General features: G+C 44.6%; 16 protein-coding genes and 1 pseudogene. 6 read left to right on the top strand and 11 right to left on the bottom strand.

Annotated elements, in window-relative coordinates; genetic code table 11:
- Positions 1-61: 61 nt before the first annotated feature.
- On the top strand, positions 62-2,191 hold the full coding sequence (locus tag H6G48_RS07935; protein ID WP_190720753.1) for a secretin N-terminal domain-containing protein: 2,130 nt from the start codon (positions 62-64) through the stop codon (positions 2,189-2,191).
- A gap of 453 nt (positions 2,192-2,644) precedes the next feature.
- Here the strand turns inward: H6G48_RS07935 and H6G48_RS27420 are convergent.
- The 3 genes and pseudogenes from H6G48_RS27420 to H6G48_RS07920 form a co-directional block, all read right to left on the bottom strand.
- Positions 2,645-2,797, bottom strand: a pseudogene (locus H6G48_RS27420) (transposase); the annotation flags it as partial.
- A gap of 349 nt (positions 2,798-3,146) precedes the next feature.
- Complete coding sequence (locus H6G48_RS07925) at positions 3,147-3,323, bottom strand: hypothetical protein (protein WP_190720750.1); 177 nt, start codon at positions 3,321-3,323, stop codon at positions 3,147-3,149.
- A 339-nt stretch (positions 3,324-3,662) separates the two neighbouring features.
- Entirely contained in the window at positions 3,663-4,748 is a 1,086-nt protein-coding gene (locus H6G48_RS07920; protein ID WP_190720748.1) for a class I SAM-dependent methyltransferase, read from the bottom strand.
- A 268-nt stretch (positions 4,749-5,016) separates the two neighbouring features.
- Here H6G48_RS07920 and aqpZ point away from each other — a divergent pair, with 268 nt between their 5' ends.
- Positions 5,017-5,778 (top strand): aquaporin Z, encoded by a 762-nt coding sequence (gene aqpZ, locus H6G48_RS07915; RefSeq protein ID WP_242034573.1) that lies wholly within the window; start codon positions 5,017-5,019, stop codon positions 5,776-5,778.
- A gap of 37 nt (positions 5,779-5,815) precedes the next feature.
- On the opposite strand, the gene tsaE is transcribed toward aqpZ, so the two are convergent.
- Positions 5,816-6,286, bottom strand: coding sequence for a tRNA (adenosine(37)-N6)-threonylcarbamoyltransferase complex ATPase subunit type 1 TsaE (gene tsaE, locus H6G48_RS07910; protein WP_190720742.1), 471 nt, complete (start codon positions 6,284-6,286; stop codon positions 5,816-5,818).
- A 340-nt stretch (positions 6,287-6,626) separates the two neighbouring features.
- Between tsaE and H6G48_RS07905 the strand changes: the two genes are divergently transcribed.
- The gene (locus tag H6G48_RS07905; RefSeq protein WP_190720739.1) at positions 6,627-7,826 is read left to right on the top strand and encodes a lipid-A-disaccharide synthase-related protein; all 1,200 of its coding nucleotides are present in this window, start codon (positions 6,627-6,629) and stop codon (positions 7,824-7,826) included.
- Here H6G48_RS07905 and H6G48_RS07900 read toward each other — a convergent pair.
- From H6G48_RS07900 to H6G48_RS07890, 3 genes are all read right to left on the bottom strand, one after another.
- Complete coding sequence (locus H6G48_RS07900) at positions 7,823-9,403, bottom strand: glycoside hydrolase family 3 N-terminal domain-containing protein (protein WP_190720736.1); 1,581 nt, start codon at positions 9,401-9,403, stop codon at positions 7,823-7,825. The genes H6G48_RS07905 and H6G48_RS07900 overlap by 4 nt on opposite strands.
- A gap of 93 nt (positions 9,404-9,496) precedes the next feature.
- Positions 9,497-9,889, bottom strand: a complete 393-nt coding sequence (gene rbfA, locus H6G48_RS07895) for a 30S ribosome-binding factor RbfA (RefSeq protein WP_190357356.1) — start codon at positions 9,887-9,889, stop codon at positions 9,497-9,499.
- 41 nt (positions 9,890-9,930) lie between these two features.
- A complete protein-coding gene (locus H6G48_RS07890; RefSeq protein ID WP_002737592.1) occupies positions 9,931-10,128 on the bottom strand; it encodes a DUF751 family protein in 198 nt (65 codons plus the stop codon).
- A 558-nt stretch (positions 10,129-10,686) separates the two neighbouring features.
- Between H6G48_RS07890 and H6G48_RS07885 the strand changes: the two genes are divergently transcribed.
- Complete coding sequence (locus H6G48_RS07885) at positions 10,687-10,983, top strand: hypothetical protein (RefSeq protein ID WP_190720733.1); 297 nt, start codon at positions 10,687-10,689, stop codon at positions 10,981-10,983.
- A gap of 460 nt (positions 10,984-11,443) precedes the next feature.
- Here the strand turns inward: H6G48_RS07885 and H6G48_RS07880 are convergent, their stop codons facing one another.
- Complete coding sequence (locus H6G48_RS07880; protein WP_190720731.1) at positions 11,444-13,006, bottom strand: iron uptake porin; 1,563 nt, start codon at positions 13,004-13,006, stop codon at positions 11,444-11,446.
- 271 nt (positions 13,007-13,277) lie between these two features.
- A complete protein-coding gene (locus H6G48_RS07875) occupies positions 13,278-13,841 on the bottom strand; it encodes a thylakoid membrane photosystem I accumulation factor (RefSeq protein ID WP_190720727.1) in 564 nt (187 codons plus the stop codon).
- 444 nt (positions 13,842-14,285) lie between these two features.
- Here H6G48_RS07875 and H6G48_RS07870 point away from each other — a divergent pair, with 444 nt between their 5' ends.
- On the top strand, positions 14,286-14,780 hold the full coding sequence (locus H6G48_RS07870) for a J domain-containing protein (protein WP_149986933.1): 495 nt from the start codon (positions 14,286-14,288) through the stop codon (positions 14,778-14,780).
- A gap of 9 nt (positions 14,781-14,789) precedes the next feature.
- Positions 14,790-15,062: a DUF3143 domain-containing protein gene (locus H6G48_RS07865; RefSeq protein ID WP_004163459.1), complete on the top strand. Its 273-nt coding sequence runs from the start codon at positions 14,790-14,792 to the stop codon at positions 15,060-15,062.
- A gap of 588 nt (positions 15,063-15,650) precedes the next feature.
- Here the strand turns inward: H6G48_RS07865 and arsS are convergent.
- Positions 15,651-16,628, bottom strand: coding sequence for an arsenosugar biosynthesis radical SAM (seleno)protein ArsS (gene arsS / locus H6G48_RS07860; protein ID WP_190720723.1), 978 nt, complete (start codon positions 16,626-16,628; stop codon positions 15,651-15,653).
- 197 nt (positions 16,629-16,825) lie between these two features.
- Positions 16,826-17,800 carry an arsenosugar biosynthesis arsenite methyltransferase ArsM gene (gene arsM, locus H6G48_RS07855; protein ID WP_190720720.1) on the bottom strand — a complete coding sequence of 325 codons (975 nt, stop codon included), beginning with the start codon at positions 17,798-17,800 and terminating at the stop codon, positions 16,826-16,828.
- Between the last annotated feature and the right edge of the window lie 653 nt (positions 17,801-18,453).

The raw sequence follows: 18,453 nt of genomic DNA, 5'->3' as shown, positions 1-18,453 counted from the left end.
TCCGGTGTGAGTATTGCGTTTTTTGTCCGTTGAATCCCCCAATTGTTGAGGAGTGAATAAAGTGAATCCGTCCCGCTATGCCCTGTTTATCCCCCAAATTGCCTCGTTTTTATTGATGGCTCCCCTGAGCGCTTTGGCCGAAACCCCCATTTCCTTCGATGGTTCAGAGTTAAAATCCCCTACATTAAAAGTTGAATTTTGGCAAGAGTTAAGTAAAGAAAATTTACAAAAGTCGCCAAATCAGCTTGTCCCTTCCAGCGCGGCCGTACAAAAGGAAATCAGCGATCGCATTTTAGCCAGGGAAAAACTGCTCGCCCAAAGTGCGCCCATGGTTCCCAACCCCGAAATTATCATTCAAGGCGTACCCCAAGCCCCTGGCGCTCCCACCCTACCCCGGGCCGTCGCCCCACCGGTGGGAGATATTGCCATCTCTAACATCGATGCTAGTGCCGAAAAGGTCAAATTCGATCGCAATATGACTGTACCTCGTGTTTTACTCCGGGAAGCTTCCGCTAGAGAAGTGTTAATGACCCTTGCTAACTATGCCGGTTATAACGTCGTTTTCACCAGCGCCCAGGGGGAAGCTAACGCCACCTCTCAGACAGTTTCCTTGGAATTTACTAACGAATCGGTGGAAAACATTTTTAACGCCGTCTTGTTAATTTCCGGACTCCAAGCTAACCGTCAGGGTAAAACCATCTTTGTCGGGGCGCAATTACCCCAAGGGGCTCGTAATCTAATTAGCCGCACCCTGCGTCTCAATCAAGTTAAAGCTGTCGCCGCCGCCATTTTCCTCGCCACCCAAGGGGCGGAATACCAGCGTTTAGTTACCCAAACCGAGGATATCGTCGATCCCCTCACCGGACGAGTAACCGGTCGCCGGGATGTTGCTCCCACCCTAGAGCCACTGACCCCCCAAAACACAGAAGGATCAAAAGCTGCCCTACTTTTAACCGGTTTAAGAATTGCCGCCGATGATCGCCTGAATTCTATTAATTTAATCGGCGAACCCCGACAAGTCCAGATCGCCACATCCTTATTAACCCAACTGGATGCCCGTCGCCGTCAGGTGGTGGTTAATGTCAAAGTTATCGATGTCAACCTGCTCAATACAGACCGCTTTAACAGTAGTTTTTCCTTCGGTTTTAACGATGGTTTCTTCGTTCAAGATAACGGGGCAGCAGTGCTGAACTTTGGTAATATGAACCCACCCACTAGCTCAACTGTAGGCAGACCGGGGGCTTTCGCACAGCCTGTTGTGCCGATTTTTGATATCATATCGGGTACGGGGACAGCAGCAATTCAACCTTTTATTGACATTCAGAATGGCGCTCCTTTTGGCCGTGTTAACCAGGGACTCAATGACTTTTCAGGGGGTCTAACACCCTACTCGCGCCCTAGTTTTGGTGGGATTAGTAATCCTTTTCAGCCCGGATTGAGTAAATTTACACCAGGCGAGCCAGGCACGTTCAATCCCATCACCGGAGTCACGACACCCGCTAAACCAGATGTCTTCACCTACGAACCCCCGACCCTCTTCCAGTATCCTCAAAAATTCCTGATGACCCTGCAAGCGTCAATTCAGACAGGAAATGCCAAGATTCTCACCGATCCCTCCCTGGTGGTGCAGGAAGGTCAACAGGCCACCGTTAAGCTCACCGAGAAAGTGCTAGAAAGTGTGGAGACAAGTGTAGATCCTCTCAGTGGCGAACGCACCACTGTCCCTGTACTGGCCGATGCTGGATTAACTTTAGCGGTAAACGTCGATCAGGTGGATGATAACGGCTTTATTTCCCTGTCGGTTAGCCCTACCATCGCCTCTCCGGGGTCTCCAATTCAATTTAATAGCGGTGGTCTCACAATCAACACCCTTACCCCTCTGATTCGTCGGGAATTGACTTCTGGTTTAGTTCGTCTCCGGGATGGACAGAGTTTAATTCTTTCGGGCATTATCCAAGAGCGCCAACAGAGTTCTGAGACAAAAGTGCCGATTTTAGGCGATATTCCCATTTTAGGGGCTTTATTCCGCAGTCGTACCAATCGCAACGAGCGATCGGAGGTGATTATTCTCCTCACTCCTAAAATTATCGAGGATACGGCCACCTCTACCCTCGGCATCAACTATCAACCGGGCCAAGATGCGGCGGAAATGCTTCAGCGTCAAGGTTTCCCCGTACAACCGCGACAGTAATCAGTAATCAGTTATATAGGGCTGGCTGAATAAATCTAAAAACCTTATCCAACAAGGTTTTTAGACCTTTTGGAAATCCAAAAGTGCCTGGCATGGGAGTGATCGGGGGGAAAATTCCGGGACTTTTTCCCTGAAAATTAGGTAATTGACCACCTGAAAATCGGTAAAACCCTACACCCCACACCCTACACCCTGCCCCCAGGAAAAACTTTTTGCCGCAAGCCCTAAGTAGGGTTTGCGGCAAAAAGTCGCTCAAAGAATTATGCTATTGAGTGCCAATAATTTGTCGCCCGAGGGATAAGTTTTACTTGAGTAAAATATAGCGTTTCTCACACCTGTGTGGCACAGTCAAACCTTTGCTGATTAAGCTTTTCACCATCGACAATGTACCTCTTGCGAACAGGAAACGCTATAACTTTTAACATAATTTTTATTAAAGCGTTGGTGGCATCTTAGTTCATTTGTTCGCAGAAAAAGCCAGAAAGACAAAAAAAGCCCAAAAAACTGCCGAAGCAGTCGGGAAAGATTAACAACCAAAAAGGTAAGAGCAATGGACGTTTCTGAAGTTTCAGGTAGTTTCGTCATGCACAGATTTAAACCAAATCTTGGTGGTGATTCGGTAGTAGTGATGGCGGCTTAATCCTTTGCTTTGCTGTGCATTGTAGTCATGGATAAAATACCAAAGGGTTCCCCAACGTGATTCTCCATTTTTTTGATGCTTGATGGCTACTGGCAAAAGATAGCCACTGCTGATTGTGTCAATTGATCAAACCATTGTTAAAATGGGATCACCTTGAACCTTTCCTATTCTCTTTGAGTTGCTTGTCTAACCTGTTCGATTTCTAATTTGGGCTGGCTGAATAATGGTAAAACCCTTTTAAAATAAGGCTTTTGACCTGTTAAAATCCGATGTTCATGCTGCGAATATAGGATTAAGACCTTCAAAAACCTTGCATTATCCTTCTTTTAGTACATAAACTGGTACAAAAAAAGAGGGCAAGAAAGCCTGAAACGACCGGCTACTGACGACCGACGACCGACGACCGACTCCTAACCCCACCAACAAACTTTTTGCCGCAAACCCTAATTCTAAAGCTTGTGCTATCTGTTCAAAGTTTAATCCTAATGCCAATAAACGCTGCTAATTCAGCTTCTTGTCTGTCTTACTCCAAAGCTTCCTGATACACTTTAGAGGGTGTGGGGTGTAGGGTTTTACCGATTTTCAGGGGGTCAATTAAGCTTAGACGCACTTAAGTTACATATCTTGATAATTCAAAAAACTCTCAACCGCTTATTCCTCCTGCCTTGCTAAAACGCATCTAAGATGCGTTTTAGCTTACCTAATTTTCAGGGAAAAAGTCCCGGAATTTTCCCCCCTGATCACTGCAATATCTGGCACTTTTTGATTTTAAACAAGCCTAAAGATATTATCCAACAAGGTTTTTATATTTATTCAGCAAACCTTAATTAATTAGTCCTTGAGCATTGCGATACATTGGGCTAAAGAAGCGTTAGTTTTCAGTGCTTGCGGGTTAATATGGGTGGCGGCCGCTCGATAACCTTGTTGCACGAGAGCTGCAATTAGATCTTCCTTTTTGGGTAGAGCTAATTTGCCCCTTCTACCAATTTCCCGAAAGCTATAAAAATAGGGAGGAAAATTGTTTTCTTCCCTCATTATTTCTAACAATTTAACTACCTTTTTCCACTGCCATTGATCGGCTAAATCTGCCATTTTTTCTAGATAAAAGCGATCATGTAAACTGCCTAACCACAAGGGTCCAGTTACGGTTAAAGGTTGCCCGTCCCCAGAACAAACTATCTTGCCTAACTTCAGCCAAGGCACTGATTGATATTCCCCGCAGCTATGACAATAACCGAGAAAACCGTAGTTATGACTATTTAATTGTCTATTAGCTGTTAACCGCACCATCACCCGATAACTTTGACCAAAAAAGAAGGAAAAAATCGGCGTAATTCCTAAACCTAACCGGGCCGATTCTAATTGCAAACCGGCGATAATTAATCTTAATCCCTGTTCGTGGGCAGCCGGATGATTGCGAGCATAGGCTCCATAATCAGCTAAACTATTTTCTAGATTATGACCCGTCAACGTCCGTCCATCAGTATTAGTCAGATAAATTAAACCACCGATTTTAGTGGCTAAGGGAATGGCACTAAACAGAGATGCAGGGGAACCAAAAGCATCAATATCAACTAGATCGTAATGGTCTTTTTTAAGATAACATTCTCGGAGAACTTCTTGGGCAGATTTATAGGTTATTTTCCCTTGTTTCTGTTGTAATAAACTCTCTAAATTAGCCACTAAAGTTGGCTTAATTTCTGGATTCCCATCATTAACCCACAGCCAATCCGCACCACTTTCTAACCAATACCTGAGCGCTCGCACACCAGAGCCGCTCATTACCTCTAAAACGCGCAAACTGCCCCGCTCTTTTTGAGCAATTGCCGCCGCTAAAACTCCTAAATCTCGGACGATTTTACTCTCCGGTCGATAAAAAGTATTGTTGATATTAAATATCGCTTTTTCTTCCTGCATCGATCATCTCATAATTAGCACTCGGCGGAAAGGGTCAACCACTGCCAAAATCCATCAGACATCAAGATAGAAGATAAATCTAAAGAAAGTGTGAAATTAGCAGAAATTCCCGATTTTTTTACTATTATATCCCTAAAAAGCTGATAGTTTCCCCATGAGAACGGCAAATTGAAGGTAAAAAATAACTATTTTTTAATATCTTATAACAGTTTAATCCGGTCTGATGGGAGATAACCTAAAAGCAAAATCATTCAACCTTGATATAGAGATGAAAAAGTATCTAGCAGAGTTCATCGGGACGTTTTGGCTCGTTCTCGGCGGTTGCGGTAGTGCCGTTTTAGCGGCAGTATTTGTGGGTAAAGCCAAGAGTGTCGTAGATGGTGCTGATTTTAATATCCATCTGGGGATTTCTTTTGTGGGTGTCTCCCTCGCCTTCGGTTTAACCGTCCTCACTCTTGCCTACGCTTTAGGGCATATTTCGGGGGGACATTTTAATCCCGCCGTTTCCTTCGGTCTCTGGGCAGGTAAACGCTTCCCCGGCTCGGAACTACTTCCCTACATCATCGCTCAGGTTTTAGGGGCGATTTTAGCGGCGGTAATTATCTACATTATTGCCAGTGGTCAACCGAGTTTCGCTTTGGGAGGCAGCAATCCTCTGGCCACCAATGGTTACGGAGAACATTCTCCCGGTGGTTACAGTTTATTCGCCGCTTTGGTCACGGAAGTGGTCTTGACCTTCATGTTCTTAATCATCATTTTAGGCTCTACCGATCGACGCGCTCCGGCCGGTTTTGCTCCCATCGCTATTGGTTTAGGATTGACCTTAATTCACTTAATTAGCATTCCCGTGACCAATACCTCCGTTAACCCCGCTCGTAGTACCGGTGTTGCTCTTTTATGCGGTAATATAGCTCTCGTTGGTCAATTATGGTTATTCTGGATTGCTCCCATTGTTGGGGCCGTGGCGGCGGGTTTCCTCTACAATAGTTTCTTTGAAGAAACTTTAGAAGAAAGACAAGTTAGAGAATAAGTGGAAAGTTACCGCTAAAGTTTGATTGCTTCAAAAGTCAAGTGCTGATAGCGATTCCTGTGGGGTCGCTATTTTTTTCGTCCCCACCGACAAAATTGAGCAGCGCTCGTCGTCCTTGCTCGCCTCGATCGAGTAAAGTAATCTCTAGATAATTTTCTGGCAAAAAAGTTAAACGTTCTGACCATTCGATCGCCACTATCCCTAAATCTACCTCAATTCCCTGCCAATAATTTTCTAGGTACAGGGCCTCGATATCTTGACCCTGCAAACGATACAAATCCAAATGATACAAAGGAAGGCGGCCTTCGTTATATTCGTTAACGAGGGTGAAGGTAGGACTAGCTATAGGCTCTTGAATGCCCAATCCTAGGCCAATTCCCTGTACTAAGGTGGTTTTTCCCGCTCCCAAATCGCCTTTTAATAAAATTACACTGCCAGAGGCCAAGGTTTGCCCCAGTTTTTCCCCTAAATTGACAGTAGCTTCTCGATCGGATAAGTCGATAATCATTTTTTCCCGTTAGGATGCCAATTAATCACTTGATTCTAATATAGCGATCAGAGCAGGTTTCTGACCTTCTTGGCTCTGGGGGGCCAAATTTGGTCTTTTGATCGAGAAAAATAGAAGCAGTTAAACTAATCTCTTATCTCTTAGTCTTAACCTTTGGTCAAATGGTCGCTATCAGGGCAGAGATAGGCGATCGGCGAAACCTTCTGGTAGATTAGACTAAATGGGAGTTGGTTAACTGCTTTTATAAAATTGATTGTTCCCTAACCATCAGCATTGTCTAGGGTCGAAGGCAATAAAACAACCGAAGTTTAGGACTTTAAGCCAGAAGTTAAGAAAAAAAGTGAAATTATTATTTTTGAGTAATGGCCACGGTGAAGACGAGATCGCGATCCGGATTATTAAAAGACTGCAATCATCTCCCCACTGTCCGGATATTACTGCTTTACCCCTAGTGGGTAACGGTTATGCTTATACTCGTCTGGGGATTCCCCTTCTCGATCGAGGTCAAAAAATGCCCTCTGGGGGTTTTATCACCAGGGATGCGAAACAATTATGGCGAGATCTACGGGAGGGATTATTAGGATTAACCTCCCGTCAATACCGTCTGGTCAGAAATTGGGGCCAAGAAGGGGGAAAAATTGTCGCGGTGGGAGATATCTTACCCCTGGCCCTTGCTTGGTTGAGCGAGAGGGATTATGCTTTTGTGGGAACGGCTAAATCGGAATACTATCTCCGGGATGAGCAGGGATGGTTAGATAGTAGCTCGATGATCGATCGCCTCTGGGGTTCCTATTATTATCCTTGGGAACGCTGGTTAATGGCTCATCCTCGCTGTCGGGGGGTTTTTCCCCGGGATAGTTTAACTAGCAAAATTTTACAACAGTGGTCAATTCCCGTTGTCGATGGGGGTAATCCGATGATGGATGACCTTTTACCCTCGATAACGGGCGATTTTCCCCAAGATTGCCTAAATATTCTGCTGCTACCCGGTTCGCGCTTTCCCGAATCTCTCCACAATTGGCAGCAAATTCTCGCAGCTGTAGCGGCCATGATCGGACGTTTTCCCGATTATAAGCTGGAATTTTTGGCGGCGATCGCTCCTTCTCTCCCCCCGGAATCTTTTACGGCTGCTTTAATTTCCCGGGGTTGGCGAGAACATAGCACAAATAAGTTTATTTGTCAAGAGGTATTTATAACTATTTCTCAAAGGGATTACGCCGAATATTTAGGCCGTTGCCATCTAGCGATCGCCATGGCGGGAACTGCCACGGAACAGTTCGTCGGTTTGGGTAAACCGGCGATCACGATTGCGGGATCTGGACCACAGTTTACTGGCCATTTTGCCGAACTGCAACAGCGTTTATTAGGCTGTTCAATTCTCTTAGGCGATAGTGCCGAGTCAGTAGCAGACAAGTTAGAATATTTATTACAAAATCCCCCACAGTGGCAAGAAATCGCCGTTAATGGTCGTCAGAGAATGGGATCGGCTGGTGCCTCCGATCGCATTGCCCAATGGTTACTAGGCAATTTTTGCCCTTAAACGAAAGTATCGGTCTGATTTTCGCCGCTAGTGGGCCACTCAAAAATAGTTTCTAGGGCAATTTTTTGGGCGCTTGGTTGTTGTCCGTAGCTGAAAAGATGGGGAATTTCTCCGCTTTGTTGACGAAACCACTGGAAAACGTAGGGACTACCATAAATAATCAATGCTTGAATTTGTCCGGTTTTCAGCAAATCTTGATAGATAGCTTTCGTTTCCTCCCCTAATCCGGCACTACCCCGAAAAGGATTACCACGGATGAATACTTGTAGGAGAGTTGTTTCTGGAGAGACGAGGGACTGATTAAAGGTGCTACGGTCGATTATTTGGGTTTGATAACCCCATTGTCGGGGCATTGTCACCGCCGGACAAGAGCGATCGAGAAAGTCACAGTTGAGTAAATCATCGATAATGATTAAATTGCGGCCTTGAGTGGCTTTAATGGGTAAATTAGCGCTAACTGTTTGGGAATCTTTTAAAATATCGCTGACAATCTCTAGAGCTTGCGGTGCCGCTAAACTGCTTAAGGATTCTAAGGATGGCTGTCTTTGCCCCAATTTCTCTTTTGCTCGTTGAATACGTTGCCAAGAATCATTAATTCTCGCTTCGCTAATTGTACCCGCTTGCACGGCACTATACACCGCTTCGATCGCTTCGATCGGATCGGGAGGCATTAACAGTATATCAGCCCCCGCCTGTACCGCCCTCACTGCTATGGCGGCAGCACTGGCAATTTTAGTCACTCCTCCCATAATCAGGGCATCAGTGACGATTAAACCCTGAAAACCGAGATTTTGGCGCAGTTTTTCCCCGAGAATTTTCGAGGAAAGAGTGACGGGAAATTCGGCATCCCAAGCGGGAATTAACAGATGGCCTGACATAATACTATCAACCCCTGACTCGATCGCCGCTTGAAAGGGCGGTAATTCGATCGCTTCTAGGCGATCATGATCGTGGTTGATGATGGGAAGATCGAGATGGGAGTCATTGCTGGTGTCACCGTGGCCGGGAAAATGTTTGGCCGTGGTCAAAACTGGATAGGAATCCGCCCCTAAAATAAAAGCTTGAGCTAGATTAGCGACGATTTCAGGAGTTTCAGCGAAGGAACGAATATTGATAACCGGATTGTCGGGATTATTGTTCACATCGACAATTGGGGCTAAAATCCAGTTAATCCCGATCGCTAGTGCTTCCTTAGCGGTAATTGCTCCCATTTCCTTAGCATATTCTGTGGCTTTTGTCAAGCTTTTTTCGGCTATTTTTCCTAAAGCCATCGGGGGGGGGAACCAAGTGGCGCCGGAAAACCTTTGGCCGACTCCCTCCTCGATATCGGCGGCGATGAGGAGAGGATTATCGCTGGACCAACTTTGTAATTGTTGGCTACGGAAAGCGATTTCGGCGGCGCTGCCTCCTAATAGAATCACCCCACCGAGGTGGAGGGTTTCTAACCAATGTTTCAGGGTGGCGTTGAGGGGTTCCCAGACAGGATAGCGGATTTGTTGGTCAAAGAGATAGCCGGAAGCGCGGACTACTATCATCTGACCAATACGTTCTTTTAGGGATAAAATGCGATCGCTCACTATTCAGTTATCAGTTATCAGTTATCAGTTATCAGGTTTAAGTTTTAAGTTCCCAGTGTTGTCTAAATTTAGTTATCCTCTACTGATCACTGTTCACTGGTCACTGATAGCGGAATCGTCATCTTCTGGGGGTCGATCGCTTTTAATATGATCAAGAAGGTGTAACATTCGATCGCCGCGTTCGAGGGAAGAATCTTCTAGGAAGACCACTTCGGGGGTACGTCTGAGACGGATGCGTTGACCAAGTTCACGCCGGACGAATCCTGCGGAAGCTTTTAAACCGGCCATAGTTTCGGCCTTTGCATCTTCGTTGCCGTAGATAGACACAAAAATTTTAGCGTGTTGCAGGTCGTGGGAGAGATCCACATCGGTAACGCTAACCATACCGGCACCGACCCGATCATCTTTAATTTCCATTAATAACATTTGGCTGACCTCGCGCTTAATTAGCGAGGAGACGCGAGATACTCGACGATCGTTAGCCATAATTTTCGTCCCCTAAGAACAGCGAAACCCTTACCATTGTATCAAGCTAATCCGAGCATGGCTTTGAGGGTGAAATAAAGAAAGGCGAAAGTCCCCCCTAGAAAGCCTACAAGTGCGATCGCTGTGAGGGGATTTTTTAATAAAGGGGCCAACCAGCCGAAAAAGGCGAAGAAAATCCCTAAACTAAAGCTAATCAGATAGCGGGGGTAACGGCTCACGTTATCAAAAAAGTCGCCCATAAATTTTGTTTATCGAAAATTTGGGTTAAAACCCCGTCGTTTTACGACGGCTTTTCTTGATCTTTAATATAGCACTTAAGAACTTCCAGTGGCGCACCTCTCAGTTATCAGCTCCTGAAGGACGCAAAGCGCCCTAAAAAGAAAAAGAGAAACTAGGGACAAGCCCTGATATTCTAAATCTGGAAGTATCCTGAACTCAAACCGGAGTAACAATGGTGTCATCAGACCCGATTATCAGCTAGTGGGACTTAGGCGTTTTCGGTCAGCAAAAAAGGCTCAAACCATTACGGGACAAAGGGTTAACCTCGATTTATGATTTTCCTTGATCTATCTGGGTTTCAGCGATTTTGGGCTTCTCGAAGTAAATCCCAAGCGGGGATTGGAGTTGAGGCTTTTCTCGATTTGTTTTTTGTCTAAGTCCCACTAGGTTGCTAGGAAAGAGGAAAAAAGAATGGGCGAGACGAGGATTAACTCGTGAACCCGTGGTCGAGAATCAAGTAAAAAACCCTTCCTAGAACCACGGTACTTCCCCGATCATAACTCGGAGCCAAGAAAGCCATGACCAAATCCCGAAACAAGTCTTCAAAAACCCAAAGTAGTGACCAGAAGTTAAACATCATCAATGCCAAGGCGGCGGGAATTGACCTGGGAGCCAGAGAACATTGGGTCTGTGTCCCCCAAGAAGTGTGTCAGGAGAATACCAGGAGTTTTGGTTGTACCACTCCCGATTTGCTATTGTTAGCTGATTGGTTAGAAGAGTGTGGTATCACCAGTGTGGCGATGGAATCCACTGGAGTTGAATGGATTCCCGGTTCTTCGATTTTTGCCAATTGTTTTCAATCTAGAACGAGCTAATCAATTAAGTCTCATGCCAGATAAGGAGTTAGCCGATTTCTGCCCCCTGATCGAACCATACCAAGTAACGAAGAACCATAATTGTTATAGCTATTGCTTACACAAGTGCCACACTGCAAGGTAAAAAAATTAAGGATATGGGAATCCAAAAATATGTCACAAGACCTGAAAAAAGATATAAAGGTCAACGCAGACACAGCAGTTTTTATGTGGGTCAACATCTCTATCATTGGCTCCAGCTACATCAAATGTTCCCAAAAAATATAGAAGAGCTAATGCAAATTAGCCGCTATCGGTTGAAGGATTACATCAAGGGACAAAGAGCTATATCGCTTGCCCTATCTACCTTCTAGCTCGCTTGTTTCCCTCTCAGTATTATCCCACAAGGTTTTTAGATTAAGCTTCTTGCATAATTAATTTTTGAGGGTTCAAAAACGGCAATACCAGCTGCCTAGACAAATCAGAAAGTAAAAGTCGTGCGGATAGTACCGATAACTAAGGTGGAATTGTTGTTATTCGAGTTAGGAGAAGTAATCACGATTACCCCTGGAGTAAGGGCAATATTATCGGTGAGCTTCCACTCATAAAATCCTTCGATATGAAAGGAAGTATCGGGATCATTAGTGGAACTGCCATCATTTAATCTAATACTAGAACTAGATACCCAAGGCTGCATACCAACAATAATACCAGCCGTATTTCCTTCCTTAAATAGATCAGGAAAAGCCAAAGTTATCGCCCAATTCCAGATATCTAAATCCCCGCGTTCTAGTTGTCCATCTAAGGTGCTAAGGGTGATAGCTTTTGTGTAACCCCCCCAACCACCGAGGACAAAACCATCGACAATTCGCCAAGTAAATTGTAAACCCAAACTATTATTAATTGTCGGGACAGCCTCCCCGAATAGTTCTTCGGTGAAAAATCGGAAATTCGAGCGCTGGCTTCCCGTTCCCGTATCTAATTGGTTATAACCATGAAAGTAGGATAAAGCAATGCCAAAATTATCGTTTGGAACATAACCCAGCTGCCCTAGGGCAGTATAGGAGCCGTTAAATAAACCCCCTCCCGGGTTAGGATCGTTAGCATCCCCGGCAAGATAACCGGCGCTGAACTGGAAAGCCCCATAATTACCCTGTAAACCGAGTCCAGTTTGTCCGGGGGCAAAATAAAGGGGATTGCGGGTACCAAAAGCGGAAAGCGCCCCACTAGCACCATCTCCATCCAAAAAGTTGAGGGTATTGGTAAAGTCATCTTTAGCACCTCCCGTCGCTTCTAACCAGAGGTAGATATTTTCCGTTAGGGGGAAACTGTAGTTTAAAACTTCTAGCAATAAATCATTGCCGTCCGGTTGGGTAAAGGCTAAGGTACTTTGAAAAGTTCCGGTGGTATCGGCTAAATCGGCAATATTTCCCGTTGCTAGACGGGTATAGAGTAAATCTTTGCCTGTGAAGCTAGTATTTAATTCTAAACGGGCCCGATAACCAAAAGCTGGTACTTGGGGAATCCCTTCACCACCGTTTTTTTCTCCTGTGGCTACTCCATATAATGCCATCACCACTTCCCCAGTTAATTTAGTAGTGGTGGAAAATTGATTATTTTCCAGAAAAGCGACTCGATTTTCTAAGTTATCAACCCTAGCACCCAATGCAGCTAATTCTGTCTCGAATTCGCTGACTAATCGCTTGATTTTGTCTAGATCTTCTTTTAATACCGCTACTCCTTCTTGAATCAATCTTTCTAGGGTATTTAAGCAAGCATTCAACCCGGCGGCAAATTCCCAACGAGTTAAAGCGCGTTCACCGCGAAAAGTACGGTCAGGATAACCTACTATACAACCATACCTCTCCACGAGACTTCTTAAGGCCTCAAAAGCCCAGGCGGTGGGAGAAACATCCCGCAATTGATTGACACTTGTTACCTGTGCCATGGGGTTACTAGAGAGGTTTTCGAGACTATTAGCCAGTACCGGACCAGAAAAACCCAGTAATATGGCTGCTGTTAGGAAATTTTGCTTGATTTTCATTGCTGTCTCCCACACCTATAAGAATGATTATTGTTCTCAGTATAATCAGGTTAGCAAAATTTTTCTAGTCTGGCACTGTTGCAAATATTTTTCAAGTGTTACTCCAGATAAAATCTGAATTGTTTAGCATTTCTTGGTTCAAATAAATCTTAAATGATAATAAAAGCAATAGGTAAATAATTTTATTGTTCCTAAGAACAAGATAGAGACGCTGCTGACAGCATCTCTAAATGATTATTTTTGGTTCAATTGAGGATAAAAAACGAGGTGACTAGCGCAATTCAGCGTTAAACTCGTTAAAAGAGCGTCTTTTTAACTCTAGCGACTGCGATCGAGGCAAAAGCTCAAAAACCTTTCTTAAGACATCATCCACATCTTCATATTTAACATTGCCCAAACCATCATAAACCACTTTACCTTGTTGGTCTAAAACCACCGTTTGGGGAACCCCACCGCGATAATAGTAACCCGGTTCATCGGCACGATAGGAAGACTTTAACGGGATAGAATCGACAGTAACGGGGATAATACTGGCGGCGCGACCGTAAAACTCTTGAAAACGGGAGACAATCGCCGCAAATTGCTTACAATCGCTACTATCATCCAAATAATAGACAATAATAGCCGGAATTTTCCGTTGAAAAGTTTCCGCTAAATTTAAACGCGGTGGTACGAGGGAACCATTACCCGCATAGACCACAAAAATATTACCATCAAGGCGATCGTCATCGATCCCCGCATAGGCGCTAGGGGTTAGCCAAGGAGAGAAACTCGTCAGAGCAACAATGAGAAAGACAAGACAGATCTGAAGACGCAGCCGATAACGAGATTTCATGATCAACAGGGTTAGAATATTAAGACAATTTTTAGTTTGACATACCCCACGCCGTAAACGGACGTGGATTCTTCTAGCATCACTGCTGTGAATTTCTGGCTCAACGAGTCCACTTGAATTAGATTCCTGGCGAAATCCCACCCAGAGGTGGTTCTCTCCTCAGACTTTCGCTCCCTTACAGAAGCCTGTTTTCGTATGCCCTACGATACAGTTCAAAACCTCTAAAATAATTGGTTTCTCTGGTACTTGACGCTTAGAGCTTTTACCTATAGGAGCATTCCCCTATAGAACCCCATAACTCTAGTTTTCAAGGTGCGTTCATCCTGCGATGACTGGGTTTTTTAAGCGGTTGCTTACCCGGGCCGCTATTCTTAATATCATACATCACATAAAGTCGCCCTAAAAGGGCGAGGCTTTAAACCCAATTTTTCGGTAAAAAATCTTGTGACCTTCGAGCGCGATAATTCCCAAACCACTTCGCGAGTCATTGCCGCTAACTCGCGCTTTGCCGATACTTATTATGCCATTCTAGGACTACATCCGAGTGCTTCGGTGATCGAAGTGCGACGCGCCTATCGGGAACTCAGCAAACGATACCACCCCGATACTACCGAACTCAGCCCCGAAGTGGCAACGGTTAAATTCCAGCGTCTTAACGAAGCTTATGCCACCCTGAGTAATCCCGATCGCCGTTCCCTGTATGATTTACAGATAGGTTACTCGCGCTGGAATGTCATCCAAACTATCCCCGATAGCGATCAACCCATAGCTAATCGTAGCGCCTATCTCGATCCTACCGATCGTCCCCTATCTTCGGGAGAAATTTTTGCTTTGTTTATCTTGGCACTCACCCTGCTCGGCTGCTTGTTACTAGCGGTGATTATTGCTATGCTTCGAGGAGAGAATGCCGTCACTGTAGCCCAATTATTTTTGATTTAGATTCATGCGATGAAGATTCCCACTGCTGATACTCCCCTCTATAATCATCCCTTACCGGCGATCGAAGCATGGCTAGTTAAATTAGGTTGTCGGAAAAATACCGAGAATATCCACTGTTGGATCGTCGAAAAACCAACATGGAAAGCGGAAATCTGCCTCGATATCGAAGAAATCACCGTTCGTTACTTTCGGGCAGCCAATGACGGCAGTGACATCAATCGCGCTTTTAAATACTCCCTTAGTCGCCAAGATATCGAATCGGCAGTTTTTTCCGGTCCCTAATCATTAGTCCAACTTTTGACTATCTAGGGTTTGCTGAAAAAGTAGGGGCGAAGCATTCGGATAGGAAATCTACGGTTTCAGCGATAGGTTATTGCCCGAATGCTTCGCCCCTACAGAATGCGATCGCCGATCAAGATGCCAGGTTTTGAAGCACGATTCTCTCAAAACCTGGCACCTGTTTGGCAAGGAAATCCCCAAAACCCTTACCTCGTCTACATTTCACATTTATTCAGCCAACCCTATCTAGGGTTTGCGGCAAAAAGTTTGTTGGTGGGGTTAGGAGTCGGTCGTCGGTCGTCGGTCGTCAGTAGCCGGTCGTTTCAGGCTTTGTTGCCCTCTCTTTTTGTACTAACTTATGTACTGAAAGGAGGATAATGCCAGGTTTTTGGGGGTCCCAATCCGATTTTCGCAGCATGAACATCGGATTTTAACAGGTCAAAAGCCTTATTTTCAAAGGGTTTTACCATTATTCAGCCGACCCTATCTAAGATTACTCGTTAAGACAGCACCGGAGTTGGTAGCAGGGAGAGCTAGTCCGAGCATTTGTACTAAATTTTCCGAGACGCGGTGTCAATTCAGTACATTTGTTCAGATTGAAATCAAAGCTCCCCCACAACTGGAACCGCTGCCGGCAGTGCAACCGTAGCAATAGGAAGCGGTTTGTACCTCTGCAATTAGCTCTAAAGTACCCGCTTGTAATAAATCTGGCAGGGTTAATTTTTGGCCTTGACCGGTGCAAGCGACCAGATCTTCCATCTGATTAAAATCGCAGTCATAGATATTACCCAAATAATCAATGGAAAGCTGATTACGACACATCAAATGCTCGACAGTATCGCCATTAAAATGGTCTTCGAGGAATTGAATATAGGGTTGATAGAGTTGCCGGTGTTCCAGATGGAAGCGTGTCCTTCCGACGGGTAGGTTAGTGATAGTAAATAGATTGTTAAAAGAAATATTAAAATGTTCTTGTAAGAACTTTTTGTAATCCCGTGTCAGGGATACCTGATCCGGTGTGAGAGAAAAATTCTCTGACTTAGGAATCTGGGGATTATAGACTAAATCCACAATCAAATTCGGCTCTTGAGCGTAGCCGAGACGGTTTAACCATTGTAAAGCGGCGATTGATCGGTCATAGACTCCCAGACCGCGCATTTTATCCACATTATCGGCAAGATAACAGGGTAAAGAAGCCACCACCCGCAACTGATGGCCAGCGCAATATTCAGGAATATAAGTAAATCCTTTCTCGAAATAAATAGTTAAATTCGAGCGCACAATTACCTGTTTCCCAGCTTTTCTAGAGATTTCCACAATCGGCTTAAAACCGTAGAGCATTTCCGGAGCACCGCCGGTCATATCGACGGTTTTAATTTGGGGAAATCTTTCGATCAGTTCGATAATTTGTTCGCACACTTCTGGAGTCATTTCTTCGGAACGACCTCGACTAGCTTCCACATGACAATGGCTACAGGCAAGGTTACATCTTTTCCCCAAATTAATTTGCAGAACCGAGATTTTTTGCTTAGTTAAAGGAGTTTTTAGTTTCTCAACAAAAGGAGTCATGGGAGAGTAAACAGTAATCAGTAAACAGTAATTAGTAAACAGTAATTAGTAAACAGTAAACAGTGACCAATAACTAATCAATGATAACTGATAACTGATAACTGATAACTGGTAACTGGTAACTGATAACTGATAACTGATAACTGATAACTGATAACTGATAACTGAGGGATCGAACTTGTCTCGACGCTGCTTTTTTAACAGCAACCGCCCCCGTTATAGTGCCAAGTGGACTCGGTGATGAGGATATCTTGGGGAGAGGAGCGAGCTAAGTTGCCCGCAGTTTTATCACAGACGGCCACCGGCAATCCTTTGGCTAAAATATGCCCGGCACCATCATCGAAAATTGCCTCCGTACCAGTATAAATAGCAGTTTTGCCCGTAAAAATACAGGCCCCATCTTCGGGAATAGCCAGTTTAAAAGCAACGGAATCCAAACTTTCTAATAGGAGCGGATCGGCTAAATTATAACTCTGACAGTCCAGTAAACGATAGGGACGACGGTCCCGAATTTCTACCTGACCAAAACCAGCATCGATCAACTGTTTAATATAATCATCGTAGGTTAAGGCCCCCGATAGACACATAGCTCGTAAACGCTGATCTTCTTGCAAATGTTCGGGGATTGGACGAGTGGCGATCGGATCGCTCATCAGTAAACGTCCTCCCGGTTTTAAGACGCGAAAGGCTTCCCGTAAAGCTAACTGTAAATCGGCTGGTTTAAAGATATTAAAAAGACAATTCTGCGCCACTACATCGACGGAGGCATCCTCCACCGGCAATTCAAAGGCGGAACCATCTCTAATTTCCACAAAATCGAGACTAAACCAGGGATTTTCCAGCAGCGCTTCGCTGAGATTTCTTTGGGCTGCCCAACGCATTTCTGGCACTGGATCCACCGCAATGACTCCCCCTGGACGACGGGAAAAATAGGCGAATTGCAGTGCTTCTAAACCACCACCCACACCCACATACAAAACCCTGGGAGAATTGCCTAATTCATTGGCCTGCACCGTCGTGCCACAACCATAGTTCATCTCTTGCATAATGGCAGGGATTTTTAACCCCGGTAGTTGCAAAGGACTGCTTTGGACACAACATAGCCCCACTTCGGGAGTTTGGGCTACTTCGCTGTAAAATTTGGCAGTAGCTTCCAGATAAGTCATTTTCATCCTTTAAACTCCTTTTCTATGATCAATTCAAGGACCGACTTCGCATCCTCGCCCAACGCTATCGTAGCATTCGTACTGACCTATAAACGCTTAAAATGCGTCTTAGTTTATCTTGATGCTCCGAGATCTCGAATATAGTCATTTCAATTAAGATTGAGAATATCAATGCCAGAGTTCATAAGGGTTTAACCGGTCTAGAGTGTATCAGACTTATCTGAAATGACTATAAATCTTCTTCGGCCTGTTGATAAGAGGTTTTGGCACAAGCACGCAGACAGCACTTCCTTAATTAGGTGATTTCTGACAAAGAGTTTACCTAATCTAATCAACTTAAAAAATAAGGGTAAAATAGTTAGGGTTTGCTGAAAAAGCCTGAAATGCCGATAGGAAAAAGGTTTCGACTCAATCAAGTCGAGAAAAAAGGCCCAAAAAAAGGTAAAATGCCCTAAAAGCCCGGCACTTTTTTCATTAAGTACAGATGTATCGTCATCGACCCAGCAACTCCCCATCTAGGATGACATGGTGCTAGAATTTCGTTTCTATACTTTGCACGGCTACAACTTGCATTTTTTACTCAAGGACAATAATATAGTTTAAGAGTCATAATTAGAAGCAAAGCACTCATTAAAAACATGATTAACCTAGAATTCACG

Origin of the sequence: Microcystis flos-aquae FACHB-1344 (assembly GCF_014698375.1) — a bacterium.
Lineage (GTDB): Bacteria > Cyanobacteriota > Cyanobacteriia > Cyanobacteriales > Microcystaceae > Microcystis > Microcystis aeruginosa.
The sequence above is the reverse complement of the archived record's forward strand: the minus strand, read 5'-3'. Positions and strand labels throughout refer to the sequence as shown.